At 61.7% G+C, this 24,465-nt stretch carries 30 protein-coding genes and 2 pseudogenes; 13 read left to right on the top strand and 19 right to left on the bottom strand.

Translation table 11 applies throughout. The features are described from left to right. Window positions 1-27: 27 nt before the first annotated feature. Entirely contained in the window at window positions 28-741 is a 714-nt protein-coding gene (locus tag GJU48_RS08230) for an ArsR/SmtB family transcription factor (protein WP_094950742.1), read from the top strand. Here GJU48_RS08230 and GJU48_RS25460 read toward each other — a convergent pair. The 13 genes and pseudogenes from GJU48_RS25460 to ccmA all read right to left on the bottom strand — a co-directional run. Continuing rightward, window positions 720-881, bottom strand: a pseudogene (locus GJU48_RS25460) (phosphonate metabolism protein PhnP); the annotation flags it as partial. The gene GJU48_RS08230 and the pseudogene GJU48_RS25460 sit on opposite strands and share 22 nt — an antisense overlap. Further along, on the bottom strand, window positions 872-1,444 hold the full coding sequence (gene phnN, locus GJU48_RS08225; protein WP_094950744.1) for a phosphonate metabolism protein/1,5-bisphosphokinase (PRPP-forming) PhnN: 573 nt from the start codon (window positions 1,442-1,444) through the stop codon (window positions 872-874). The pseudogene GJU48_RS25460 and the gene phnN, both read right to left, overlap by 10 nt. Further along, window positions 1,444-1,611: pseudogene (locus GJU48_RS25110) on the bottom strand (alpha-D-ribose 1-methylphosphonate 5-triphosphate diphosphatase); the annotation flags it as partial. The gene phnN and the pseudogene GJU48_RS25110, both read right to left, overlap by 1 nt. Window positions 1,612-1,870: 259 nt before the next feature. Then, a complete protein-coding gene (locus tag GJU48_RS08215; RefSeq protein WP_094951891.1) occupies window positions 1,871-2,266 on the bottom strand; it encodes a hypothetical protein in 396 nt (131 codons plus the stop codon). A 15-nt stretch (window positions 2,267-2,281) separates the two neighbouring features. Further along, window positions 2,282-3,466, bottom strand: a complete 1,185-nt coding sequence (gene ccmI, locus GJU48_RS08210; RefSeq protein WP_094951890.1) for a c-type cytochrome biogenesis protein CcmI — start codon at window positions 3,464-3,466, stop codon at window positions 2,282-2,284. Continuing rightward, on the bottom strand, window positions 3,459-3,932 hold the full coding sequence (locus GJU48_RS08205) for a cytochrome c-type biogenesis protein (protein ID WP_065901641.1): 474 nt from the start codon (window positions 3,930-3,932) through the stop codon (window positions 3,459-3,461). The genes ccmI and GJU48_RS08205 overlap by 8 nt, the downstream gene beginning before the upstream one ends. After that, window positions 3,929-4,465, bottom strand: a complete 537-nt coding sequence (locus GJU48_RS08200; protein WP_094951889.1) for a DsbE family thiol:disulfide interchange protein — start codon at window positions 4,463-4,465, stop codon at window positions 3,929-3,931. The genes GJU48_RS08205 and GJU48_RS08200 overlap by 4 nt, the downstream gene beginning before the upstream one ends. Next, complete coding sequence (locus GJU48_RS08195) at window positions 4,462-6,450, bottom strand: heme lyase CcmF/NrfE family subunit (protein ID WP_094951888.1); 1,989 nt, start codon at window positions 6,448-6,450, stop codon at window positions 4,462-4,464. The genes GJU48_RS08200 and GJU48_RS08195 overlap by 4 nt, the downstream gene beginning before the upstream one ends. Before the next feature lie 3 nt (window positions 6,451-6,453). After that, entirely contained in the window at window positions 6,454-6,921 is a 468-nt protein-coding gene (ccmE, locus tag GJU48_RS08190; protein ID WP_094951887.1) for a cytochrome c maturation protein CcmE, read from the bottom strand. Beyond that, entirely contained in the window at window positions 6,918-7,094 is a 177-nt protein-coding gene (gene ccmD, locus GJU48_RS08185; protein ID WP_094951886.1) for a heme exporter protein CcmD, read from the bottom strand. The genes ccmE and ccmD overlap by 4 nt, the downstream gene beginning before the upstream one ends. Beyond that, window positions 7,091-7,846, bottom strand: a complete 756-nt coding sequence (locus GJU48_RS08180; RefSeq protein ID WP_094951885.1) for a heme ABC transporter permease — start codon at window positions 7,844-7,846, stop codon at window positions 7,091-7,093. The genes ccmD and GJU48_RS08180 overlap by 4 nt, the downstream gene beginning before the upstream one ends. Before the next feature lie 92 nt (window positions 7,847-7,938). After that, window positions 7,939-8,607 carry a heme exporter protein CcmB gene (ccmB, locus tag GJU48_RS08175; protein ID WP_003189951.1) on the bottom strand — a complete coding sequence of 223 codons (669 nt, stop codon included), beginning with the start codon at window positions 8,605-8,607 and terminating at the stop codon, window positions 7,939-7,941. Continuing rightward, entirely contained in the window at window positions 8,604-9,239 is a 636-nt protein-coding gene (gene ccmA, locus GJU48_RS08170) for a cytochrome c biogenesis heme-transporting ATPase CcmA (RefSeq protein WP_094951884.1), read from the bottom strand. The genes ccmB and ccmA overlap by 4 nt, the downstream gene beginning before the upstream one ends. A gap of 200 nt (window positions 9,240-9,439) precedes the next feature. Here ccmA and fliK point away from each other — a divergent pair, with 200 nt between their 5' ends. Together fliK and GJU48_RS08160 are read left to right on the top strand one after the other, a co-directional pair. After that, window positions 9,440-11,017, top strand: coding sequence for a flagellar hook-length control protein FliK (gene fliK, locus GJU48_RS08165; protein WP_094951883.1), 1,578 nt, complete (start codon window positions 9,440-9,442; stop codon window positions 11,015-11,017). Next, window positions 11,014-11,343 carry an EscU/YscU/HrcU family type III secretion system export apparatus switch protein gene (locus GJU48_RS08160; protein WP_025857891.1) on the top strand — a complete coding sequence of 110 codons (330 nt, stop codon included), beginning with the start codon at window positions 11,014-11,016 and terminating at the stop codon, window positions 11,341-11,343. Before fliK ends, GJU48_RS08160 begins: the two co-directional genes overlap by 4 nt. Window positions 11,344-11,462: 119 nt before the next feature. Here GJU48_RS08160 and GJU48_RS08155 read toward each other — a convergent pair whose 3' ends face one another. Together GJU48_RS08155 and moaB are read right to left on the bottom strand one after the other, a co-directional pair. Beyond that, window positions 11,463-12,650 carry a molybdopterin molybdotransferase MoeA gene (locus tag GJU48_RS08155; protein WP_094951894.1) on the bottom strand — a complete coding sequence of 396 codons (1,188 nt, stop codon included), beginning with the start codon at window positions 12,648-12,650 and terminating at the stop codon, window positions 11,463-11,465. 22 nt (window positions 12,651-12,672) lie between these two features. Continuing rightward, window positions 12,673-13,212: a molybdenum cofactor biosynthesis protein B gene (moaB, locus tag GJU48_RS08150; protein WP_094951882.1), complete on the bottom strand. Its 540-nt coding sequence runs from the start codon at window positions 13,210-13,212 to the stop codon at window positions 12,673-12,675. Window positions 13,213-13,289: 77 nt separating this feature from the next. On the opposite strand from moaB, the gene mobA reads away from it, so the two are divergent. Both mobA and GJU48_RS08140 read left to right on the top strand, forming a co-directional pair. Continuing rightward, window positions 13,290-13,892, top strand: coding sequence for a molybdenum cofactor guanylyltransferase MobA (mobA, locus tag GJU48_RS08145; protein ID WP_094951881.1), 603 nt, complete (start codon window positions 13,290-13,292; stop codon window positions 13,890-13,892). Window positions 13,893-13,971: 79 nt separating this feature from the next. Next, window positions 13,972-14,193, top strand: a complete 222-nt coding sequence (locus GJU48_RS08140; protein WP_094951880.1) for a YgdI/YgdR family lipoprotein — start codon at window positions 13,972-13,974, stop codon at window positions 14,191-14,193. A gap of 55 nt (window positions 14,194-14,248) precedes the next feature. Here the strand turns inward: GJU48_RS08140 and GJU48_RS08135 are convergent, their stop codons facing one another. The 3 genes from GJU48_RS08135 to GJU48_RS08125 all read right to left on the bottom strand — a co-directional run bounded on the left by GJU48_RS08135 (window position 14,249) and on the right by GJU48_RS08125 (window position 15,807). Next, on the bottom strand, window positions 14,249-15,139 hold the full coding sequence (locus GJU48_RS08135) for a pseudouridine synthase (protein WP_094951893.1): 891 nt from the start codon (window positions 15,137-15,139) through the stop codon (window positions 14,249-14,251). Window positions 15,140-15,211: 72 nt separating this feature from the next. Then, complete coding sequence (locus GJU48_RS08130) at window positions 15,212-15,547, bottom strand: transcriptional regulator (protein ID WP_083359413.1); 336 nt, start codon at window positions 15,545-15,547, stop codon at window positions 15,212-15,214. A 74-nt stretch (window positions 15,548-15,621) separates the two neighbouring features. After that, on the bottom strand, window positions 15,622-15,807 hold the full coding sequence (locus GJU48_RS08125) for a glutaredoxin family protein (protein ID WP_155295960.1): 186 nt from the start codon (window positions 15,805-15,807) through the stop codon (window positions 15,622-15,624). 258 nt (window positions 15,808-16,065) lie between these two features. On the opposite strand from GJU48_RS08125, the gene GJU48_RS08120 reads away from it, so the two are divergent. Next, window positions 16,066-17,784, top strand: coding sequence for a cation:proton antiporter (locus tag GJU48_RS08120; RefSeq protein ID WP_094951878.1), 1,719 nt, complete (start codon window positions 16,066-16,068; stop codon window positions 17,782-17,784). Here GJU48_RS08120 and GJU48_RS08115 read toward each other — a convergent pair. Continuing rightward, window positions 17,771-18,979 carry an ammonium transporter gene (locus GJU48_RS08115; RefSeq protein ID WP_094951877.1) on the bottom strand — a complete coding sequence of 403 codons (1,209 nt, stop codon included), beginning with the start codon at window positions 18,977-18,979 and terminating at the stop codon, window positions 17,771-17,773. The two genes, GJU48_RS08120 and GJU48_RS08115, sit on opposite strands and share 14 nt — an antisense overlap. Window positions 18,980-19,337: 358 nt before the next feature. Here GJU48_RS08115 and GJU48_RS08110 point away from each other — a divergent pair, with 358 nt between their 5' ends. The 7 genes from GJU48_RS08110 (at window position 19,338) to GJU48_RS08080 (ending at window position 24,461) form a co-directional block, all read left to right on the top strand. Further along, entirely contained in the window at window positions 19,338-19,652 is a 315-nt protein-coding gene (locus tag GJU48_RS08110) for a DUF883 family protein (RefSeq protein WP_094951875.1), read from the top strand. Window positions 19,653-19,656: 4 nt separating this feature from the next. Then, window positions 19,657-20,043, top strand: a complete 387-nt coding sequence (locus GJU48_RS08105) for a phage holin family protein (protein ID WP_083359418.1) — start codon at window positions 19,657-19,659, stop codon at window positions 20,041-20,043. Beyond that, entirely contained in the window at window positions 20,040-20,375 is a 336-nt protein-coding gene (locus GJU48_RS08100; protein WP_094951874.1) for a hypothetical protein, read from the top strand. The genes GJU48_RS08105 and GJU48_RS08100 overlap by 4 nt, the downstream gene beginning before the upstream one ends. A gap of 93 nt (window positions 20,376-20,468) precedes the next feature. Continuing rightward, window positions 20,469-21,632 carry an EAL domain-containing protein gene (locus GJU48_RS08095; protein ID WP_094951873.1) on the top strand — a complete coding sequence of 388 codons (1,164 nt, stop codon included), beginning with the start codon at window positions 20,469-20,471 and terminating at the stop codon, window positions 21,630-21,632. Window positions 21,633-21,704: 72 nt separating this feature from the next. Continuing rightward, window positions 21,705-23,036, top strand: a complete 1,332-nt coding sequence (locus tag GJU48_RS08090; protein ID WP_094951872.1) for a deoxyguanosinetriphosphate triphosphohydrolase — start codon at window positions 21,705-21,707, stop codon at window positions 23,034-23,036. A gap of 177 nt (window positions 23,037-23,213) precedes the next feature. Next, window positions 23,214-23,579: a response regulator gene (locus GJU48_RS08085; RefSeq protein ID WP_256671213.1), complete on the top strand. Its 366-nt coding sequence runs from the start codon at window positions 23,214-23,216 to the stop codon at window positions 23,577-23,579. Window positions 23,580-23,834: 255 nt separating this feature from the next. Continuing rightward, on the top strand, window positions 23,835-24,461 hold the full coding sequence (locus tag GJU48_RS08080; RefSeq protein WP_094951870.1) for a response regulator transcription factor: 627 nt from the start codon (window positions 23,835-23,837) through the stop codon (window positions 24,459-24,461). The last annotated feature ends 4 nt before the right edge of the window (window positions 24,462-24,465 follow it).

Here is a 24,465-nt window from a genome sequence, read left to right as displayed (position 1 = left end):
CGGCAATGATTCGCTCAGGAACGAAATATGAACGCCCATGACGATGACACGGCGCTTTCACAAGTGGCGGGGGCGATCGCCGAGCCTGCGCGCACGAAAATGCTCTGCTCGCTGATGGATGGCCATGCGCGCACCAGCACCGAGCTGGCCGCGATTGCCGGGGTGAGCGCCTCCACCGCCAGCGCCCACCTGGCCAGGCTCAAGGACGATGGCCTGCTCAAGCTGCACACCCAAGGACGCCATCGCTACTACCGCCTGGCCGGCCCCCATGTGGCCCAGGCCATCGAGGGTTTGATGGTGATCAGCCGCAATACCCGCAAGGCCTTCGTCCCGACCACGCCCACTCGCCTGCAGTTCGCACGCACCTGCTACGACCACATGGCCGGCACGCTGGCGGTGCAGCTGCATGACCATTTCATCGCGTCCGGCTGGCTGATTGGCGAGGGGACTTACCAGCTCACCGCGCCCGGTGAAACAGCGCTGATAGAACTGGGGATTGATGTGGCAACACTGCGCACGCAACGACGGCATTTTGCGTGCGCGTGCCTGGACTGGAGCGTGCGCCGTCCGCATTTGGCCGGCGCGTTGGGAGCAGCGTTTCTACAAAATGCTATTGGCCACCATTGGGTCACCCAGGACCTGGATAGTCGGGCGCTCGGTTTGACGCCCAAGGGCCGCAAGGCGCTGGCGAGCCGGTTTGGTCTCGAAGCGCCGGCCTGCCCCGCGCTGACCAAGGCTTGATCGTGGCCGCTCCACAGGCTTGCGCTGCACGGCCGACGGCGCAGGCGCTCATCGCTGCACGCCATGGCGCAAGCGATGCACTCACAGCCCTACACCGGCACTTGCCGCGCGTCGCCGGTGCCGAGCAGGGTCAGGCGCATGCCGAGTGCCCAGGGTCCAGGCAACACAGCAAACGCTCGACGGTGTGTTCAAGCGGGCCGGAATTATCCAGCACAAACAACCCCGAACCGTTGCCGGCGATCAGGTCAGCGGTGAACCGCGCATTGCGCGCCAGGCGCTCCTCTATTTCCGCCAGGGACTCACGCCCGCGCGCGATCAAACGCTGACGCAACACGGTTTGATCAACCGTCAGCAGCAACACCAGCACCGCAGGATAGCGCTCGCGGGTCTGCGCCAGGTGCGCACGGGAGCCGTTGACCAACACGTCGTCCCCCGCCGCCAGCCAGTCATCAATTTGCGCGGGAATGCCATAGGACAACCCATTGGCGTGCCAACTGAGGGCAAACGCACCCTCAGCGTCCATCGCGGCAAACTGCTGCGCGCTCACCCCCTGGGCCGCCTCGCCCACAGCCTCCGCCGAGCGGGTGATCACGCGGCGCACAATGCGGCAACCGCGTTCGGCCAGACGCGGGCGCGCGGCATCCAGCAGGCTGTCCTTGCCCGAACCCGATGGCCCGATGAGATAGATCAACCTGCCTGCCATCAAAACACCCTCTTCGCTTGTCGCCATACGTGTTGCACTACGGGCAGCCCTTCGCGGCGCCTGGCTTGGACGAGGTCGGCGCGCAGGCCAATAGCAATTTCACCACGGTCCGTCAGGCCCGCCGCGTGTGCGGGCGCCAGGCTGATCATCTTGACCGCGCGGGCCAGGCCGACGGCGGCCACATACCGCGGCTCCCACACTTGGGCTTTGTTGTTGGCGCGAATGCATGTCAACGCTTGCGAAAAAACCGGGCCGTGAAGAGATCCCCTGTGGGAGCGGGCTTGCTCGCGAAGGCGGCAGGTCAGTCACCGCATCTTAGGCTGACACTCCGCTTTCGCGAGCAAGCCCGCTCCCACATTTGATCTTCAGTGTTTGAAGGGGTGTATTTCAAGGATATGAAAAAGGCGACCCGAAGGTCGCCTTTTGTCATTGCGCGTACTGCTTGCTCAACCCCGGCGGCACGCCGTGCACATCCGTCTCTTCCCATGGCCCATTCGGGCTGATGGAGCGGCTCCAGCCGTTGCTCCAGCGGTAGTAGGTGCGCTGGCGGTAGAAGGTGTCGGGCTGTTCTTCCAGCACATACACCTGCATCTTGCCGTCCCAGTGGCTGGCGGCGCCCGGTGGCGGGGCAAAGGTTGGCGATTTGCTCGGCACCGGTTTCGGCGGCGGGGTTACCGGGCCGGAAGGTTGGGTGCTCGGCTGGGTCGAGGGGCCCGACGGTGGGATGGTCGGGCCGGTGGGTGCCCCAGGTGGCCGATGGACCGCACAAGCGCTCAAGCCGAGTACCAGGCTGAGCAAGGTGATGCGTGCAAGAGCGGTCATAGGCGTTTCCTCGAATTACTTATCCGGACGGTCGATGGTCAGCTGCTGCGTGGCAGTGGTGCTGCTGGCCAAGGGTTGGCTGCGGCCGATCCACTCGCCAGCGGTTGGAACACCTGCCCGGGATATGCGCGCAACCAGTTGGACTTCGGCGAAGTTCGACAGTTTCAACTGCGGCATCATTGCGTCCGCATCGCCCAGTTCGACGGTGACCGGCAGTTCGGCGACGGTGACGCGCTTGGCCGCCAACGGCGCTGGCGGGCCGCTGACCGCACGGGCGAAGATAAACACGCTGTCGGTTGGCAGGGCTTTGGCCTTGACCTCGGCGGACAAGTCGACACGCACTTTCATCACGGTTTTTTGCGCCACGGTGCCGCCGCTGTCCTTGAGCTTCTCGGCCGCGCGATCAATCCCGCCTTGCAGCGCGACACGGGAGTTGTCTTGCGGTGGCAACTGCGCCAGCAGGCGGTTCCAGTAGTCGATGGCTTCCTGATAACGCTGGCCTTCAAAGGCGGCGATACCCAGCAGGCCAAGGCTGGTGACTTCCTTCGGATCGAGCTTCAAGGCTTCATCGGTCAGCGCCTGCACCTTGGGCGACCACTGCTTGTTGTCGGCAAAGTACTGCGCCTGCGCCCACTGGCCGAGCAGTTCCGGCTGGCGACCGGCCAGGGCCACGGTGCGTTCGAAGACTTTCGCCGCATCGGCCGAACGGTCCTGAGCCATGTAGGCGCGACCGAGGAAGTACAAGCCTTCCGGCGAATCCGGCTGAGCAGCGGCGGCACGTTCCAGGCGCTGGGTCATGTCTTGCATGGACACCGGCGGCTGGGCGAATTCGCGGGTCAGTGCGACCTTGTCGCTCGCCCCGTAATGCAGGTACAGCGCAATGCCCAGGACCGGCACTAGAAAAGCCGCCAAAAACGGCAGCGGCTTGCCCAGGCGCGATTCGCGGGGCTTTTCCACACCTTCGGTGTCGGCCAGCAATTCGCGGGCAGCCTCGGCGCGGCCGGTGTCGAGTTGCACGGCATTGAGCACGCCTTCGTCCTGCTGCACTTGCAACTCGGCCACGCGTTCTTGGTAGAGCGCCACGTTCAGCGCGGTGCGATCCTCTTCTCGCTGGGCACGGCGGCCGCGCAATACAGGGATCAACAGGAAACTCAGGGCAATCAGGAGCAGCAACCCTGCGGCGAGCCAAAAATCAATCATCAGTCTTGGTGTCCAGCAATTGGTCGAGGCGTTTGCGCTCTTCAGGAGATAGCGCGTCGGAACCATCAGTAGGTGCGGCGCGGCGACGGCGCACGATCACAGCCATGACCACCACGCCGGCCAGCAACAGCCCGGCGGGGCCGAACCAGAGCAGCGCGGTCTTGCCGGTGAGGGCCGGTTTGTAGCGCACAAAATCGCCGTAGCGGTCGACCATGAAGTCGATGATCTGCTGGTTGTCCTTGCCCTCCCCCAGCATGCGAAAGATCTCTTTGCGCAGGTCGGCGGCGATGGGCGCGTTGGAGTCGGCGATGTCCTGGTTCTGGCACTTGGGGCAGCGCAGTTCCTTGGTCAGTTCGCGAAAACGCTCACGGTCACCGTCCTTGGCGAATTCGTAGGTGTCGATGGCGGCGTGGGCCACGCCGGCCAATCCGAGTGCGAGAACAGCAGCGGCTAACAGGCGCTTCATGGCTTGGCCTCATCGACCAGCGCCTGGTACTTGGCGGCGAGTTGCTCGCGCCACACCACTTCGTCGATCACGCCGACGTACTTGTCACGGATCACGCCTTTGGCATCGATAAAGAAGGTTTCCGGGGCGCCGTACACGCCAAGGTTCAAACCAAGGTTGCCGTCTTCATCGCGAATATCCAGCAGGTACGGGTTGTGAAACTCCGCCAGCCACTTCAAGGCCGCCGCATTGTCGTCCTTGTAGTTGATGCCGTAGATCACCACACCCTTCTCGGCAAGCTTGTTCAGCACCGGGTGCTCGACCCGGCACGAGATGCACCAGGTCGCCCACACGTTGACCAGCGCCGGTTTGCCCAGCAGGTCGGCCTGGGTCAGGGTCTTGTCGCCCTGCACCGTCTTCAGGCTGAACGCCGGGAACGGCTTGCCGATCATCGCCGAAGGCAGCTCGGCCGGGTCCAGGTACAAGCCGCGATACAGGAACACCGCCATCACCAGAAAGGCCGCCAGCGGTAACACCATCAACCAACGCTTCATGCCGCCGCTCCTTGCAGACCGAGGGCTTCACGCACCCGGCTCTTGACCTTGACCCGATAACGCCGGTCCAGCGCGGCCAGCAAGCCCCCAAACCCGGTGAGCAAACCGCCGAACCAGATCCAGCGCACGAACGGTTTCACATGCACGCGCACGGCCCAGGCGCCGTCGCCCAGCGGTTCACCCAGCGCCACATAGAGGTCGCGGGTGAAACCGGCGTCGATGCCGGCCTCGGTCATCATTGAGTTTTGTACGGTGTACAGGCGTTTTTCCGGGTGCAGCACGGCCACTTCCTTACCCTTGCGCACGACACGCACAGTGCCTTTGTCCGACGTGAAGTTCGGCCCTTCGAAGTGCTTGGCGCCTTCAAAAATGAAGTGGTAACCGGCCAGGTCCATGGACTCGCCCGGCGCGAGGCGCAGGTCGCGTTCGGCGCTGTTCTGGCTGGAAAGCACCACGCCCAAGGCGCACACGGCGATGCCGATGTGGGCGATCTGCATGCCCCAGTAGCTGCGGGTCAGGGTTGGCAGGCCTTTGATCAGGCCTTTGTGGCGGGTCTTGTCGGCGATATCGCGCACGCCGGCCAGCAATACCCAAGCGGCGAGCAGGAAGGTGGCAAGCACTGCCCAATTGAAGTCACCGTAGGCAAAGCCTGCGATCACCGCCAAGGCCACACTGCCGAGTAGCACCGGCATCAACATGCCCACCAGCCATTTCACCGGGGTGTCTTTCCAGCGCACCAGCATGCCGACCGCCATCACCACCATCAACAGGCCCATCAACGGGATAAACAAAGCGTTGAAGTACGGTGGGCCCACGGACAGCTTGGCGCCGCTCAACGCATCCAGCGCCAGCGGGTACAAGGTGCCAAGCAGGATCATCGACGCAGCCACCACCAGCACCAGGTTGTTGCCCAGCAGCAAGGTTTCCCGCGACCACAGGTTAAAGCCGACCTGGCTCTTGACCACCGGCGCACGCAGGGCGAACAAGGTGAGTGAGCCGCCGACTACAAACAGCAGGAAGATCAGGATGAATACGCCGCGCGCAGGGTCGGAAGCAAACGCGTGCACCGAGGTCAACACACCCGACCGCACCAGGAACGTGCCGAGCAGGCTGAGGGAAAATGCGGCAATCGCCAGCAGCACCGTCCAGCTTTTGAACACGCCGCGTTTTTCGGTAACCGCCAGCGAGTGAATCAGCGCGGTGCCTACCAGCCATGGCATGAACGAGGCGTTTTCCACGGGGTCCCAGAACCACCAGCCGCCCCAGCCGAGTTCGTAATAGGCCCACCACGAGCCCAAGGTGATGCCGATACCGAGAAACGCCCAGGCCACGATGGTCCACGGCCGCGACCAGCGCGCCCAGGCCGCATCGAGGCGCCCGCCGAGCAAGGCGGCGATGGCGAAGGCGAAGGCTACCGAGAAACCGACGTAACCCATGTAGAGCATCGGCGGGTGCACGATCAGGCCGATGTCTTGCAGCAGCGGGTTGAGGTCATGCCCGTCCACCGGGATCTGCGGCAGCATGCGGCTGAACGGGTTGGAGGTCATGATCAGGAACAACAGGAAGCCGATGCTGATCATGCCCATCACCGCCAGCACCCGCGCCAGCATGACTTGCGGCAGTTGGCGCGAGAACACCGACACCGCGAAGGTCCAACCGCCGAGGATCAAGGCCCACAGCAGCAACGAACCTTCGTGGGCGCCCCACACGGCGCTGAACTTGTAGTACCAAGGCAGCGCGCTGTTGGAGTTGTTGGCGACATAGGCGACGGAAAAGTCGTCGGTCATGAAGGCGTAGGTCAGGCAACCAAACGCGAACAGCAGAAAGGCAAACTGGCCCCAGGCGGCCGGCTGCGCCAGGCTCATCCACAGGCGGTCGCCGCGCCAGGCGCCGAGCAACGGCACGATGGCCTGGACGACGGCAAAGCACAGGGCGAGGATCATCGCCAACTGGCCCAACTCCGGAATAAACAGTGCGGACGTCATGGCTTAGCCCTCCTTCGCAGGCTGTGAAGTTGCGCTCGGGGCGGATTGGCCGCTGTCTTTCAAAGCTTTGGTGACCTCGGGCGGCATGTATTTCTCATCGTGCTTGGCCAGTACTTCATCGGCCACCACCACGCCATCGGCGTTGAGCTTGCCCAAGGCGACGATGCCCTGGCCTTCGCGGAACAGGTCCGGGAGGATGCCGCGATAGGTGATGGTCACGGCCTTGTTGAAGTCGGTGACCACGAAAGTCACGTCGAGGGAATCGCCGGAACGCTTCAAAGAGCCCTTCTCTACCATGCCGCCGGCGCGGATACGTGTGTCGACAGGCGCTTCGCCATTGGCGATCTGGGTCGGGGTGTAAAACAGGTTGATGTTCTGCTGCAAGGCGCTCAAGGCCAGGGTCACGGCTATGCCGACGCCGGCCATGATGGCAAGGATGATCAACAGACGCTTTCTACGCAGCGGATTCACTTATCGGTCTCCCGGCGCAAACGACGCGCCTCTTGTTGCAGGTAACGCTTGCGGGCCAGGATCGGCGCGGCGACGTTGAGGGCCAGTACGGCAATGCAGATGCCGTAGGCCGTCCAGACATACAGGCCGTGGTGGCCCATGGCGAGAAAATCACTGAAAGAGTTGAAGCTCATCCACGCGCTCCCAGGCTGTTTTGCACTTCGGCCTTGACCCAACTGGTGCGGGCTTCACGCTTGAGCACTTCCAAGCGCATGCGCATCAGCAGCACGGCGCCGAAGAAGCAGTAGAACCCCAGCACCATCAGCAGCAGCGGCGCCCACATTTCCACGGGCATGGCCGGCTTTTCGGTGAGGGTGAAGGTGGCGCCCTGGTGCAGGGTGTTCCACCACTCCACCGAGTATTTGATGATCGGGATGTTGATCACGCCGACGATGGCCAGTACCGCGCAGGCTTTGGCGGCGCTGTCGCGGTTGCTGATGGCATTGCCCAGGGCGATCAGGCCGAAGTACAGAAACAGCAGGATCAGCATGGACGTGAGGCGCGCATCCCACACCCACCACGAGCCCCAGGTCGGTTTGCCCCAAATCGCGCCGGTGACCAGCGCCACGGCGGTCATCCACGCGCCGATGGGCGCGGCGCATTGCAGGGCCACGTCGGCCAGCTTCATCTTCCACACCAGGCCAACGATGCCGCACACCGCCAGCATCACGTAGCAGGACTGCGCCAGCATCGCGGCGGGCACGTGGATATAGATGATGCGAAAGCTATTGCCTTGCTGGTAGTCCGGCGGCGCGAAGGCCAGGCCCCAGACCAGGCCGGTGCCGATCAGCAACAGGGCTGCGATGCTCAACCACGGCAGCAGCTTGGCGCTGATGCCGTAAAACCATTTGGGCGAGCCGAGCTTGTGAAACCAGGTCCAGTTCATTGCTGTTTCCATCACGGTGGCTTCTCGTCAGGCAAGAAGCTCAGGGCCTTTCTTATGTTGAAGAGCTGATTATGTCGCTTAACCAGACCTCATTATTCGCCGACGCTGATCTTCAGGCCAGCCGCTATAGCAAAGGGTGTCAGGGTTACCGCCAGGGCGGTCAGGCTGCCAAGCCACAAGAGGTAACCGGTCGCCGGCATGCCCATGAGCGCGGCCTGCAAGGCACCGCTGCCCAGGATCAACACCGGGATGTACAAAGGCAGAATCAGTAGGGCCAACAACAGGCCGCCCCGCTTCAAACCGACGGTCAACGCTGCGCCCACCGCCCCCAACAGGCTGAGCACCGGCGTGCCGAGCAACAAGGAAAGCAGCAATACCGGCAGGCATTCGACGGGCAAGCCCAGCATCATCGCCAGCAGCGGTGAGAGCAAGACTAGCGCCAAGCCGGAAAAAGCCCAGTGTGCCAGTACCTTAGCCAGTACCAGAAGTGGCAGAGGGTGCGACGAAAGGACCCACTGCTCAAGAGAACCGTCTTCAAAATCACTGCGGAACAGCCCGTCCAGCGAGAGCAGGACGGATAAAAGCGCTGCTACCCACACTAACCCTGGGGACAAGGTTTGCAACAGTTTAGTCTCGGGTCCGACCGCCAACGGGAACAGCGCGATGACGATGGCGAAAAATACCAGTGGGTTGGCCAATTCAGCCGGGCGACGGCACAACAGCCGCGCTTCACGGGCGACCAACAGGGCGAACACACTCATACCGACCACCGGCCCAAGTCCAGGTCACGGTAACCGGCGGGCATGCGTGTCAGGGTGTGGTGAGTCGTGAGCACCACCAAGCCGCCCTGCTCGCAGTGCCGGGCCAGGTGCTCTTCAAGCTGGGCGACCCCTTGTTTGTCGAGGGCGGTGAAGGGTTCGTCGAGAATCCACAATGGCGGGCCGGGCAGGTACAAACGCGCCAAGGCCACGCGGCGTTGCTGGCCGGCGGACAGGGTGTGGCAGGGCACGTCTTCAAAACCCTTGAGGCCGACAGCCGCCAGCGCTTGCCAGATGGCGTCGCGGGAAGCCGGGTGATGCAGGGCGCTGAGCCAGCTGAGGTTTTCTTCCGGCGTGAGCACGTCCTTGATGCCGGCAGCGTGGCCGATCCAGACAAGGTTGCGGGCCAACTCCGTGCGTTGTTCGTTGAGTGGCTTGCCGTTCAGTCGCACCTCACCGGCCGTCGGCTGCATCAAACCGGCCAGCAGGCGCAGCAAACTGGTCTTGCCGCTGCCGTTCGGGCCGCTGATTTGCACCATGTCGCCGCCCGTCAGACGCAGTTCGAGGTGCTCGAACAGCAGTCGCAGGTCGCGTTCACAGGCAAGCGCTACGGCTTCAAGAAGAGGGCTGGTCAAGAGATCGCGGGCCTTTACGGTTCAAGTCGGCGGTGCAGCGGCCGTTATAGAGAGATGCACAATAACGGCTTTGGCGACCGATTTTAGAGAGCTGGATCAAATAGTTGTGAGGTTTTTACCGCTCTCTTTGCAGACGGGCGGCATTATACATGTGATGCCCTACTCTAAAGAGGGCAATTTCCCCAGAGACGACGCGCACGATGACCGGTGAGATCAACCTTCCTACGCTGCCTCCTGCCCCGGTGACCAGCCCTGCCCCGCTGCCGCCGACCGGTGAGTTGCTCAAGCTGCTGGAGCCGCAGACCGGCCTGATCAACCCTGGGAAAACCGTCAACGCCGAGGTGATTGCGCTTAAACAAGGCGGCGAAGCCTTTCAGCTGTTGCTCAAGTTGACCCTCGAAGGCGGCCGCCAAACCTTGGTGCAGGCCAGCAGTGCCCAGCCTTTGCCGTTGGGCAGTAACGTGGCGGTTAGCCAGACACCAACCGGCAACCTGACCATCACCTTGCAGCAAGCTTTGAGCGCCAATGTGGCGGCCCTGACCCGCATCGACACCACGCAAATGCCGGAGGGCACGCTGTTGCAAGCCAAGGTGCTGACCACGCAGATGCTGCCGCAAGGCACCACACAACCGGCCATCTACCGCTCGCTGGTCACCGTGCTCAATAACGCCCTGGCCGGCACCACGCTAACGCTCGAAAGCCCGCAACCGCTGCGGGTCGGCAGCTTGCTCAGCGCCGTAGTGCAAAACGCGCAGACCTTGAACTTCGTGCCGTTGAGCGGGCTCAAGGATCAATTGGCCGTCGCGCAACAGCTCTCGACCCAGCAAAGCCGCCAGGGCTCGCTGGATGCAGTGTTCACCGCGCTGCAAAACCTGCCACGTGGCGACAGCACCTCGGCCGACCTGCGCGCGGCTGCCGACCGCTTACTCGCGGCCTTGCCCGACCTGGCCCAAGTCAGCAACCCCAAGGTGCTGGCGCAAGTGATCCAGAACAGCGGTGCCTTTTTAGAAGCCAAATTACTCGCCGGGCAAAACCCGCAAATTCCGCCATTGGACATGAAGGGCGCACTGTTGCGCCTGGTCGCCGACCTGCTGCCGGCCCTGCCCGCCAGCACCAATCTGAGTGCGATCCTGGCCGCCAATACGCTGGCCCAGGTGTTGCCCAACTTCGTGCGCAGCCCGCTGAACACGCTCGGCCAGGTCAGCGCCAAACAAATACCCGCCGGCTTCCCATTGCCCGAACGGCTGATGGCGAAACTGGAAGGCGAAGGTGACCTGGAAAACCTGCTGCGCCTGGCCGCCGGGGCGATTTCGCGCCTGCAGAGCCACCAACTGTCGAGCCTGGAACAGACCGGTACCACCGCCGACGGCCGCCTGCAAACCACCTGGCAGTTGGAAATTCCCATGCGCACCCTGCAGGACATCGTACCGTTGCAAGTCAAGTTCCAGCGCGAAGAACCGGCGCCGGACAAAGACCAGCCCGAGCGCAAAGACAAAAAAGACCCCAAACAGATGCTCTGGCGCGTCGAGCTGGCCTTCGACATGGAGCCGCTGGGGCCATTGCAGGTTCAAGCGCAACTGACGCAGGGCAAGTTGTCCAGCCAGCTATGGGCCTCTCGGCCGTTTACGGCCAGCTTGATCGAGAGCCACTTAACCAGTTTGCGTGAGCGCCTGGTGACCTCGGGCATCAATGTTGGCGATCTGGATTGCCACCTCGGCACCCCGCCACGCGGGCCAAGAACCGGCCTGGAACAGCGCTGGGTGGATGAAACCGCATGAAAAACCCTACCCCGCCGCGCCAGGCGATTGCCCTCAAGTACGACGGCCAGCAAGCGCCGACCCTGACGGCCAAGGGTGACGATGCCCTGGCCGAAGCCATCCTGAAGCTGGCGCGGGAAAATGAAGTGCCGATCTATGAGAATGCCGAGCTGGTCAAGCTGCTGGCGCGCATGGAACTGGGAGACAGTATCCCGGAGGAGTTGTACCGCACGGTGGCGGAGATCATTGCGTTTGCGTGGACGCTGAAGGGCAAGTTCCCGGTGGGGTATGACCCGGATGCGGGGCCAGTGGAGCGGGATGTGACCGAGCGTGGGGATGATTACTAAAGACTCGGACCCCATACCCCTTGTGGCGAGCGGGCTCGCCACTACAAGCCCTCCCACACATACCCCTTGTGGCGAGCGGGCTCGCCACTACAAGCCCTCCCACATTTAGATCTCTATTGTCAGTTCAGGACTTCGCTCAGGGGAATGAAATAGACGCGGTCGCCGATAGCCAACGTCGTCCCTTCCAGCACCTCCACAAACCCTTCGGCCCACGCCGCGCTGCGCAGTACGCCGGAGCTCTGGTTGCGGTAGATGATCGCCTTGCCCTGCTCGATCCGCCCGCGCAGGTATTCGCGACGGTTGCCGGGTTTGGGCCATACGAACCCTGCCGGTACTTCGAACCGCAGCGGTTCGACGTCTTGCACACCTTGGCGGCGCAGCAGATAAGGCCGCGCCAGCAGCGCAAAGGTCACCAGGGTCGAGGCTGGGTTGCCAGGCAGGCCGATCACCGGCACACCGCGAAAGTGGCCGAAGGTCAATGGTTTACCGGGTTTGATCGCCAGCTTCCACAGGGCCAGTTCGCCCTCTTCGCGCAGGGCGATACCGAGGAAGTCCGCCTCGCCCACTGACACACCGCCAGTCGACAGAATCAGGTCGACATTGCCCAGGTCCGCCAGGCGTTTGCGGGTTTTTTCCAGGTCATCCGGCAGAATCCCGGCATCAATCACTTCACAGCCCATTCGCGCCAACCAACTGCACAGCACGCGACGGTTGCTGTTGTAGATCTGGCCCGGGCCCAGCGGCAGGCCGGGCTCGATCAACTCGTCACCGGTAGAAAGCACGGCCACGCGCACCCGGCGCACCACGTTCAGGCGGTCGTGGCCCAGGGACGCAGCCAGGCCCAGTTCGATCGGGCCCAAGCGCGTGCCCGCGGTCAACACCAACTCGCCTACAGTAGTTTCCTGGCCTTGCGGGCGGATGTTCTGGTCCACCTGTAGCGGCTCGGTGAAGCTCACGCGCTCGTCGGCGTGGACCACGGCGTTTTCCTGCATCTCCACGCAATCGGCGCCTTCGGGCACTGGCGCCCCGGTAAAGATGCGCGCGCAGGTGCCGGCGGCCAAGGGCTGCGGCGCCTGGCCTGCGAAGATGCGCTGGCTGACGGGCAAGGGCTCGCCGACCCAGTCCGCAAGGCGCAGGGCGTAACCGTCCATGGCGCTGTTGGGCCAAGGCGGCAGGTCGAGGGTGGAGACTAAATCCTGCGCCAGCACGCGGCCGTCGCAGTCGGCCAAGGGCAGTACGTGCGGCTCACGGATCGGCGCGGCTTCGGCCATGTCCAGCAGTTGACGCAACGCGTCTTCCACCGGCATCAGCGCGCCGGTCTTGCCGGGCTTACCCACGGGATTGGCAGGGTTCGGCCTGCTTCAGGTGAGGGACGAAGTTGCACGGGCGGTGGCGGTTATCCAGTTGCTCGGCAAGGATGCCGTCCCAGCCGGTGCGCACCGCGTTGGTGGAGCCCGGCAGGCAGCACACCAGCGTGCCATTAGACAGGCCGGCCAGCGCGCGCGATTGCACAGTGGAGGTGCCGATATCGGCCACGGAGATCTGGCGGAACAATTCGCCAAAACCGTCGACCTGTTTGTCCAGCAGGCAACTTACCGCTTCGGGCGTGCTGTCGCGGCCGGTGAAGCCGGTGCCGCCGGTGATCAGCACCACTTGCACCACGTCTTCGGCGATCCAGTGGGCGACTTGGGCGCGAATCTTGTAGAGATCGTCCTTGAGCAGCACGCGCTCGGCCAGGCTGTGGCCGGCGGCGGTCAGCCGGTCGACGAAGACCTGGCCCGAGGTGTCGGTGTCCAGGGTGCGGGTGTCGCTGACGGTCAGTACAGCAATATTCAGGGGTACGAAGGGCGCATCAGCCTTGGCGTTCATGGCTCGGTCCGGTTGTCGAAGGAACAGCCCGATGTTATATCACACAGGCCCTATTTACCTGCCCCAGCGGAACCGCCATGTCTCTCGATGCTTCGCCCCTGCCCTGTTCGATTTTGCTGCTGGCCGGTGGCCGCGGCCAACGCATGGGCGGCCAGGACAAAGGCCTGCTGCCCTGGCATGGCCAGCCCCTGATCGCGCACTTGCAGCGCCTGACACGGCCGCTCACGGATGACTTGATCATCTCGTGCAACCGCAACCATGACCACTATGCGCCCTATGCCGACCAGTTGGTGAGTGACGACAGCCCGGACTTCCCCGGCCCGCTGGCAGGCATCCGCACCGGATTAGCCGCCGCGCGTCATGCGCATTTGCTGATACTGCCGTGTGATGTGCCAAACATCGACGTGGGACTGCTCACCGACCTGCGTGAGATTGCACGCCGCAACCCGCAGCTACCGGTGATGGTGCGCCATGGTGAGTTCTGGGAACCCTTGATCTGCATCATCCCGACATACCTGCAAACCGAGGTAAAACGGGCCTGGGACGCCGGCGAACGTAGCCCCCGCAAGCTTTTTTTGCACCTGGGTGGCGTGGGCCTGGAGTGCCCGGCTGAAGACCCGCGCCTGGCCAACTTGAATACACCGAAGCTGTTGCACCCAGGCATCGGCGTGTCAGAATGAACCTCGAACAAGGAACTTTGTCGGCGCCGCGCGCGTCACAAGGTCAGCAATTTAAAAGAATTCTCTCGGAGACACACACATGACTCAACGGACCATCGCCGCTCTCATGCTTGCACTGGGCCTCGCCACGCTTGCCGGTTGCGCCTCGCCTACAGTGATCACCCTGAATGACGGTCGCGAAATCCAGGCCGTCGACACCCCTACATACGACAAGGCTTCGGGCTTCTATGAGTTCAAACAACTTGACGGTAAGCAGACCCGCATCAACAAAGATCAGGTTCGCACCGTTAAAGACCTGTAAGTCTTAGCGTTTGCCAACAAGGCCCGCCATGTGCGGGCCTTGTCGTTTCTGGGGGTTACCAGTCGAGGGTGATCTGGCTGCGAAAATCACGCTGTTCGCCGGTCACCGGGTCGATAAAGCGTACGCCTTGGGCCAGCAGTTTGAGCGGGTTGGCGTAGTCGTCCTCGGCGTCCTTGATCACGTCAGGGTAGAACGGGTCATTGCAGATACTCGCCCCAAGCGCGGTCATGTGCACCCGCAGTTGGTGCTTCTTGCCGGTCACGGGGAATAGGCCGTAGCGCCATAGGTCGCCGTTTTTCTCACGTACTTCCACGGCAGTTTCAGTGTTGCTGGCGCCGGGCCCTTCCTGCATGCGGAAGAACGGCTCGCCATCCACCAGACGGCTTTTGTGCACCCTGGGGAAGGTCAGGTTCGGCAAGGCTGGGGCGATGGCTTCGTAGAATTTGTCGATGCGACGCGTAGGGAACAGCTGTTGATACGCCGAACGGCTTTGCGGGTTGGCGCTGAACAGCACCAGCCCTGCGGTGTGCCGGTCGATACGGTGCAAGGGCACCAAAGACGGGTTATCCAGGCGACGGATCAAACGGCGCAGCAGGGTCTGCTCGACGTACTCACCGGCTGGCGTCACCGGCAGAAAGTGCGGTTTGTCGGCGACCACCAGGTGCTCGTCGGCGTACAGGATGGTTTCCTGAACCGGGATCACCTTTTCATTCGGCACTTCGCGGAAGTAGTAGATGCACAGGCCTTCCTTGTAGGCCAGGCCCAGGCTGATCGGCGTACCGTTGATGTCGAGTACCCGACCACGGGCGATGCGGTCCAGCCAGTGTTCACGGCTGATCGCCGGGAAGTGCTCGCACAGGCAGTCCAGCACCGTCGCCCAGGGGCCAGGCGGCAAATACAGCGTGCTGGCTTGGTGTTGCGAAGCGGAAAAACCGGATGTGGACATGAAAATGCTCGAGGCCTGGAAAATCAGGCAGGCATTATCCCGCATGGAGCACGATGGAGCCTAGGGCGGATCTCAGGCCTTGGCCAATTGCGCGCGCAGGACCGGCGAGGCGCTGGCGGCGTCGGTGAATTCCTTGAGCCAGCGCAGCACGTCCACCGCTTCCCAGCGGCCGGGATCGTAAAGCGCGTACAGCAAGCCCTGATAACCCACCACATCCAACTGCTTGTGGTAACCGGCGCGCTGGAACAACGCCTCGATCTCGGCAAAGCAGGTATTGAAATGCACTTTATTAAACGGCGTCTTGCCTTCCGTGACCAGGCCATCGAGGCGCAGCTCGTTCACCGCGTCGCGCACGACGTCGGCGGACATGCGATTGACGCTGCTTTTCAGTTGTTCAACATTCACCACGGGCGTTCCCTCTATTCCATCACTGTACAAGCATACAGTAACGTAATATTTGGAAACCCACCATCGGAGAAAACTTAAGAAAGGAAGGCAACAATCTGTCCAGTGTCGAATGGCCAGTCCAGTTCTGCCCCGGTATCCACCCGGCGAAGCACCGGAATCCGCAGGCCGTAGGCTTCGGTCAGATCATCGGGGTCGGTGATATCCACCAGTTCTACCAGCAACCCATGTTCGACGAGTGGCATGATTTCGACTTCGGCGATCTCACTAGGACTTTATTCTATGCCCAGCGAATACCTGTGGCGAGCGGGCTTGCCCCGCGTTGGGCTGCGAAGCGGCCCCAGTGCGGCTGATGCGGCTTCCCGGTTAAAACTTGCTCACAGGTTTTCAGGCCGCTTCGCGCCCCAACGCGGGGCAAGCCCACTTAACCCACACAACCCCTGACACAGATCAGCATGGCCTATAACTGATTCAGCGATTCTCGCGCCTTTTTGTCCATTCAACCTGCAAGGAAGCTGCTCGTGTTCGCCAACCTGCTGATCATTCTGGCCTCATCCCTGGTGGTGATTGCGCTGTTTCGCCGGCTGCAACTGCCGCCCGTGCTGGGCTACCTGTGCGTGGGACTGGCTGTGGGGCCCACCGCACTGGACTGGGTGAATGACAGCGAAGACCTGCCCGACCTCGCCGAACTGGGGGTGGTGTTCCTGCTGTTTTCCCTCGGGTTGGAGTTTTCCCTGACCAAGATGCTCGCGCTGCGCAGCGTGGTGTTTGGCCTGGGCAGTTTGCAGGTACTCGGTTGCGGGGTGTTGTTGGGCGGCGTGCTGATGGGCTTCGGCCTGGCACCTGGCGTCGCGCTGTTGCTCGGCGCGGGCTTGGCGCTGTCCTCCACGGCTATCGTCAGCAAGGAGTTGACCAGCCTTGGGGAAATCTTCAGCAGCCATGGCCAGAACGCGATTGGCGTGTTGCTGTTCCAGGACGTGGTGGCGGTGTTGCTGCTGACCTTGGTGCCGGTGTTTGCCGGTAGCAGCGAGCAAGCCTGGTATTGGGCGCTGCCGCAGACCCTGGGCAAAACCGTGTTGTTGTTCGTCGGCCTGCTATTGGCCAGCCGCTGGTTACTGCCACGTCTGTTCCATGAAGTCGCCGCTTCGCACTCGGCAGAGTTGTTTGTGCTGTTGGCGCTGGTGATCGTGTTGCTTACCGCCTGGCTCACGCATTTGCTGGGCCTCTCCCCTGCGCTCGGCGCTTTTCTGGCCGGCATGCTGTTGGGGGAAAGCCACTACCGGCATCAGATCGAAGCGGATATCCGGCCGTTTCGCGACATTCTGCTGGGGCTGTTTTTCGTCAGCATCGGCATGCTTATCGACCTGCAGTTATTCATCAGCCACAGCCTGTTGATCCTCGGCCTGACCCTCGCACTGATGCTAATCAAGGGCTGCGTCGTGGCGGCCCTGGTCAAGCTGCGCGGCAGCGACAGTGAAACCGCGTGGCGCAGCGGCCTGGCCCTGGCGCAAGGGGGCGAGTTCTGTTTTGCGTTGATGGCACAGATGCAACAGAGCCAGCTGATCCCGGACGAATTCAATGGGTTGCTGCTTGCCGCCACTTTCTGCTCGATGTTGCTGACCCCGCTGTTACTGCGCGCGGCCCCCACGCTTGCCCTGCGCCTGCACCGCAAGCCCAATCAGCAGGTGCAGCTGGAGGAAATCACCGCACTCAATGCCGAGTTACGCGGCCACGCCGTGATTTGCGGGTACGGTCGGGTCGGGCAGTCCATCGGTCGATTTCTACGCCAGGAGCAACAGGCGTTTATCGCCCTGGATGACGACCCCGAGCGTGTGAATGAAGCCGCCACCGAAGACAGCAGCGTGCATTACGGCGACTGCCGCCGTGGTGCCCTGCTCTGCGCGGTCGGCCTGGAACGTGCGCGGTTGGTGGTCATCGCCGTGGATAACAGCGATGTCGCCCTGACGGTGCTGAAAGAGGCGAGAAGGATCAACCCACAGGTCCCCATCCTCGTGCGCACTCGCGATGACAGCCAACTGGCTGAGCTGAAAGCGGCAGGCGCCAGTGAAGTGGTGCCTGAGCTGTTGGAGTCGAGCTTGATGCTCGCCTCTCACGCCTTGATCCTGCTGGGCCTGCCGGACCAACAGGTGCAAGCGCGGGTGAATGAGGTGCGGCATAGCCGCTATCGCCTGCTGCACGGTTTCTACCCGGAGAGAGAAGCACCGATTAATCCTGACTGACCGAGCCAATCTTGTGGATCGACAGGTCCGCGCCGTAGTACTCCTGCTCCTGGCTCAGGCGCAGCCCGTGCACACGCTTAATCACGCCATACACCAGCAGGCCGCCGAGCAGCGCCACCACCACGCCAAGGACGGTGCCGATCAACTGGCTGATCAGGCTTACGCCACCCAGGCCGCCGAGGGCGGTTTGGCCAAAGATGCCGCATGCGATGCCGCCCCACACGCCGCATAGGCCGTGCAACGGCCACACACCTAGCACGTCGTCGATCTTCCAGCGATCCTGGGCCGCGATGAAGCACCACACAAACAAACCGCCGGCGACCGCACCGGTGACCAGCGCGCCCACCGGGTGCATCAGGTCGGAGCCGGCGCAAATCGCCACCAGCCCGGCGAGCGGGCCGTTATGCAAAAAGCCCGGGTCATTACGACCGATCACCAAGGCGGCGACCGTGCCGCCGACCATCGCCATCAGCGAGTTAACCGCCACCAGCCCGCTGACGCCGTTGAGGGTTTGCGCACTCATTACGTTAAAGCCGAACCAGCCGACAATCAGGATCCACGAGCCCAGCGCCAAAAACGGAATGCTCGACGGCGCGAAGGCCACCAGCCGCCCTTCACGGTATCGCCCGTTACGCGGCCCCAGCAGCAACACGGCCGCCAGCGCCAGCCAGCCGCCCATGGCGTGCACCACCACGGAGCCGGCAAAGTCATGGAAACTGGCACCAAAGGTCGCCAGCAGCCAGGCTTGCAGGCCGAAGTTGCCGTTCCAGACTATGCCTTCAAAAAACGGGTAGATAAACGCCACGATCAGCGCGGTGGCGCACAGCTGCGGGGCGAACTTTGCCCGTTCGGCTATGCCCCCGGAAATGATCGCCGGAATGGCCGCGGCGAACGTCAGCAGGAAGAAGAACTTCACCAGGCCATAGCCATGATCGGCACTGAGCACCGCGGCCGGTTGCATGAAGCTCACGCCGTAGGAGATCCAATAGCCTATAAAGAAATAGGCCAGGGTGGAGATGGCAAAGTCGCTGAGGATCTTCGACAAGGCATTCACCTGGTTTTTCTGGCGCACGGTGCCGACTTCCAGGAACGCGAAGCCGGCGTGCATGGCCAGGACCATGACCGCACCGATCAGGATGAACAGGGTGTTGGAGCTGTGGACGAGGGTGTCCACTGCACTTTGCAAATTTTCCATGGAGGTTGGCAGGCCTGCAATAAGGCAAAAAGCACCAAAGCGGTTCAAGCCAGAGTTTCGCGCACTAAATTGGCACCACCGGCCCCGCCCCTCTTCAGAGGGCGTGAACCGCTTTAGCGCAGCGATCAACACAACAGGCCGTTGCCGACAGGGTTTTTCCGCGAGTTTCAGTTATTTAGGGTAAGGTTTTTGTAGGCATTCGCCTCAACCGCCCGGATTCAGCGCAGGCCCCGGGGCCTGCGCACCAAGGCAAAGCAAAAGCTGTACCAGACAATTGCAGTGAACCTTCACCGATACTGGTGACTCGAAAACTGACGTAACTAAAATATGTACAGATCAGCCAATCACGGAGATACCCATGGCCAGAAGAACTGCAAAGACTGCGCAAGAAATACTGATGGCGGATTTTCAAACCCTGGTCAGTGACACTGAAAGGTTGCTGGACGACACCGCCGTGCTGGCCGGTGACCAGGCTGATGAGCTGCGCACCAAGATTCACGAAAGCCTGCTCAAGGCCCGCGAAACCCTGCAACTGACCGAAGACTCCCTGCGCGAACGCGGCCAGGCGGCCGTCACCGCCACCGAAGATTACGTGCAAGCCAACCCTTGGCAGTCGGTGGGCATTGCCGCCGGCGTGGGCTTTTTGATCGGTCTGCTGGCTACAAGGCGCTAATACCATGTCTATCGGCGAATCCGGCTCGTCCACGAGCTCAAGCTCCACTTCCCGACGCCTGGGCGCGGCCGTTCTGGGCTTGCTGCACAGCCACGTCGAATTGTTTGGCATAGAGTTGCAGGAGCAGAAATCCCGCACAGTCAGCTTGTTGTTGTTTGCGGGCCTGGCACTGGTGTTCGCCTTGCTGTTGCTGGTGGGGTTATCGGCACTGGTGATGATTCTGGTGTGGGACACCTACCGTCTCACCGGGATTATCAGCCTGTGCGTGTTCTACACCCTGGCCGCGGCCTTCTGCGGTGTGCGCTTGAAAGCGGCGATATTCGATGAATCAACGCCCTTCCACGCCACCCTCGAAGAGCTGGCCAATGATCGGGAGCGCCTGCTGCCATGAGCTTGACTGAAATCCCGCAAAACACTTCCCGCCGGGAAATGCGCAAGGCGTTGATCCGCCTGCGCATGGAAATGCACCGCCAGGAGATTCGCCACGAGTCCCAGCAACTCATGGTGCCCCTGAATAAAGTGCGCGACCTGCGCCACAACTGGCAGGACAACCTGGGCATCAAGCACGCGCCGCTGTGGGGCGTGGCAGCGGTGACGCTGATGGGCTTTTTCACCGGCAAAGGCGCCAAGGGCGGCAGTATCAGCAGCCTGACGCGCCTGGTGCGGTTGGGGGCCGGTTTGATCCCGCTGATCAAATTGGCCATGGCAGGGCGCAAGCGTTAAGCGCTGCTGGCTGCATTCTTGCAAACAGAATCGGCCCGGCCCTCGTCACTGAGGGCCGGGCCTTTTTTTCGCCGACGTTTTTAAGGAGGCCCCGTGATCGACGGGCAACCGCTCGCCTGTTTCCAGCCATTTATCGACACTGCCACTGGGCGCATCGCCGGCGTGGAGGCCCTCGGCCGCCTGCGCCAGGCGGATGACAGCTTGCAGTCGGTCGGCCCACTGTTCGCCGACCGACGCACGCCTGGTGTGGCTTTGCGCCGCCTCGACCGGCAGATCCGCGACAATGCCTTGAGCCGCCTGCACGAGGCGCCCGAAGACTGGTTCCTCAGCCTGAACATCTCCCCACGCTGGATCAACCGCCTGCGTCCCGGCCAAGCCTTGCCCAGCTTGAAGCAGGTGCATGCGCACGGCGTTGACCCGCAGCGCATAGTGTTCGAGATCACCGAACTGGGCGGCGACATCCAGCGCCTGGCCGACGTGGTGGCGCGTTATCGCGAGGCCGGAGCACGCATCGCCATTGATGACTTCGGCGCCGGCTATTCGCAGCTCGACCGGGTGCTGGCGTTGCAGCCAGATATTCTCAAGTTGGACATGCGCCTGTTCCAGGAAGCGGCCAAGGGCGGGCCGAGCAGCGAGGTGGTACGGGCACTGGCGCAAATGGCCGAAAAGACCGGCTGTTGGATCATCGCCGAGGGCGTGGAAACCGAGGCACAGTTGAGCTTCGCCCTGGAATGCGGCGCGCGCTACGTACAGGGCTATCTGTTTGCCCAGGCGCAGTTAGACTGGTTTTCCGCCGATGCCTTCGTGGCGCGCTTTGCCCAACTGCGCACGGTTTACGTGAAGCAAAAACTCGCCGAGCGCGGCCGTATCATGCAGTTGCGCCTGAAACTGGCCGAGCTGATGAAGATCCTGCAGGCTTGGGCACAGGGCCAGGCGCCGCTTGATCAATTACCGCAATTGCCGGACTTCCCCTGGTTGCTGCGTTTTTACCAGTGCGACCGCCATGGCACTCAACTCACGCCCAACTTCGAATGGCGCCAGGACGCCTGGCAGGCCGACAGCCGTTACCTGGGGCATAACTGGTCGTGGCGGCCCTACTTCTATCATTTGCTCGCCGAAGGCTGGGAGGAACGACGCCTGACGCTGTCCTCGACCTACCGCGATGCCACCACCAACCAGTATTGCCTGACCGCCGGACAATTCTTCAATAACGGTCAGCGTTTGCTGTTAATCGATATTGATGCGGTCGGCCTGTAGATTTTCGCTTGCTCCGCCAAGGCGGAACCGGGAAGCTGGGCGGTGTCATTCACCACACGGAGAGCACCCGCCTTGGATTGGCCCACCCTGCTTAACCGCGAACGTCTTGGAAAGCCCCTGCATAGCCCGGAAGAACTGGGCCGCAGCCCGTTCCACAAGGACCACGACCGCATTATTTTCTCTGGCGCGTTCCGCCGCCTGGGCCGCAAGACCCAAGTGCACCCGGTGTCCAGCAACGACCATATCCACACCCGCCTGACCCACTCCCTGGAAGTCAGCTGTGTGGGCCGCTCCCTCGGCATGCGCGTGGGCGAAACGCTGCGCAGCGCCCTACCCGACTGGTGCGACCCGAGCGACCTGGGCATGGTGGTGCAATCGGCCTGCCTGGCCCATGACATTGGTAACCCACCGTTCGGGCATTCCGGTGAAGATGCCATTCGGCACTGGTTCCAACAGGCGGCGGGTCGTGGCTGGCTGGATGACATGAGCACCGCCGAGCGCAATGACTTCCTCAATTTCGAAGGCAATGCCCAAGGCTTTCGCGTACTGACTCAGCTTGAATACCACCAGTTCGACGGTGGCACCCGGTTGACCTACGCCACCTTGGGCACCTACCTGAAATACCCCTGGACCGCCCGTCACGCGGACTCGCTGGGCTACAAGAAGCATAAGTTCGGCTGTTACCAGAGCGAGCTGCCGATCCTTGAGCAGATCGCCAGTAAGCTCGGCCTGCCACAGCTGGAAGAACAACGCTGGGCCCGTCACCCGCTGGTTTACCTGATGGAGGCGGCAGACGATATCTGCTACGCCTTGATCGACCTCGAAGACGGCCTGGAAATGGAGTTGCTGCAATATGCCGAGGTCGAGTCATTGCTGCTCGACCTGGTGGGCGACGACCTGCCTCAGACGTACCGGCAGCTGGGTTCCCAAGACTCGCGCCGACGCAAGCTGGCGATCCTGCGTGGCAAGGCCATCGAACACCTGACCAATGCCGCCGCGCGGGCCTTTGTCGAACAACAGGATGCCTTGCTCGCCGGCACGCTCCCAGGCGATCTGGTGGAGCACATGCATGGCCCCGCCAAGCGTTGCGTACTGGATGCCAAGGACATGGCCCGCAAGAAAATCTTCCAGGACAAGCGCAAGACCCTGCATGAAATCGGTGCCTACACCACGCTGGAAATCCTCTTGAACGCCTTTTGCGGCGCAGCGCTGGAGCAGCATGGCGGGCGCACGCCGTCGTTCAAGAACCGGCGCATCCTCGACTTGCTGGGTAACAGTGCACCTAACCCGCACGGGTCGTTGCACGCCTCGTTCCTGCGCATGATCGACTTTATCGCCGGCATGACGGACAGCTACGCCACCGAGATGGCACGGGAGATGACGGGGCGTTCCAGCCCACAGTGAACAGACTGGTCACGCCGCCTGTTGCCCGAACAGATTTTACCTACGACGGGAACAGAGCGGCCTGATCGAATTCGCACAGCCACTCAAGGAATAATCGCGCACGCTTCTGGCGGACCTGGCGAGTAATTCCTACGCCCTACCCCATCGGCTTCCAGACTCGCTCTTCGAATCCTATTGGTGGAGGATCACCCCTTTCAGCTCCTGGCCACTCAGTGCCTGCTCAACAGTTTCGGTTTTAACCAACTGAGCCTCGCCGAAAATGCTGAACAGGCCATCCGCGTAATGTCACAGTCCGAGGCGCCCTTTGACCTCATGCTATGCGACCAATGCCTGCCTGATTTACCTGGGTTGGAACTGGTGGAAATCGCCAGTCGGCGACACTTTATAAGGGGCGCGATTCTACTGAGCGGGCTGCCTCTTGCGGAACTGTCTAACCTGACCACCCAAGCCTTGCAACGCAACCTGCCACTGCTTGGCTATTTATTAAAACCCCTAAACAAAGACGAACTGGCAACGTTAATTGCGCCACTACTCCATTTATAAATGTAGGACTTTAAACGCGCCCACTTACGAAAGATCACCTGAAAACCTCAGCTAAACCCCTCGCACCGCCCCTGAATGCATGATTCCAATAATTGCTTACACCTACCGACACAAAGCCTTACCAGCCGGTGGGCAGTTACCTTTTTTTATGTAGGAATTCTCTTGTTTTATACCTACTCCCTCCAAGGCTCATGCTCCTCCCTCATCTTCTGAGCTAATGTGCCCGCTTTATTTGCACTTGCATGGAATGTGATTATGAACACAGTTTTTATCATTGATGACCACCCCGTTATCCGGTTGGCAATTCGGATGTTGTTGGAACATGAAGGTTATAAAGTCGTCGGTGAAACGGACAACGGCTGTGATGCAATACAAATGGTTCGCGAATGCCTGCCGGACCTGATCATCCTGGATATCAGTATTCCTAAACTTGATGGCCTCGAGGTACTGTGCCGATTCAACGCCATGAGCACATCCATGAAAACCCTGATTCTCACCGCCCAAAGCCCGACGCTGTTCGCCACGCGGTGCATGCGCTCGGGCGCCGATGGCTATGTGTGCAAGGAAGGTGACCTGAGCGAGCTGCTGAGCGCCATCCGCGCGGTGCTCTCCGGCTACAACTATTTCCCCAGCCAGGCATTGAATGCCAATGGCACCGACGGCAAGGATTACCTGGAACTTGAATTATTCAAGACGGTAAATGACCGAGAACTGATGGTCTTGCAACTTTTTGCACAAGGTCGCACCAACAAAGAAATAGCCAAAGGCATGTTCTTAAGCAACAAGACAGTAAGCACTTACAAAAAAAGGCTGATGCAAAAACTTAAAGCCAAATCCTTGGTAGAACTTATCGAGATGGCAAAACGAAACGCGCTAGTGTGAGAAA

The sequence above is a fragment of the Pseudomonas sp. IB20 genome (assembly GCF_009707325.1).
In the GTDB taxonomy this organism is placed as follows: Bacteria; Pseudomonadota; Gammaproteobacteria; order Pseudomonadales; family Pseudomonadaceae; genus Aquipseudomonas.
Note: the sequence above shows the minus strand (reverse complement) of the source record. Positions and strands in the feature narration are given on the sequence as shown.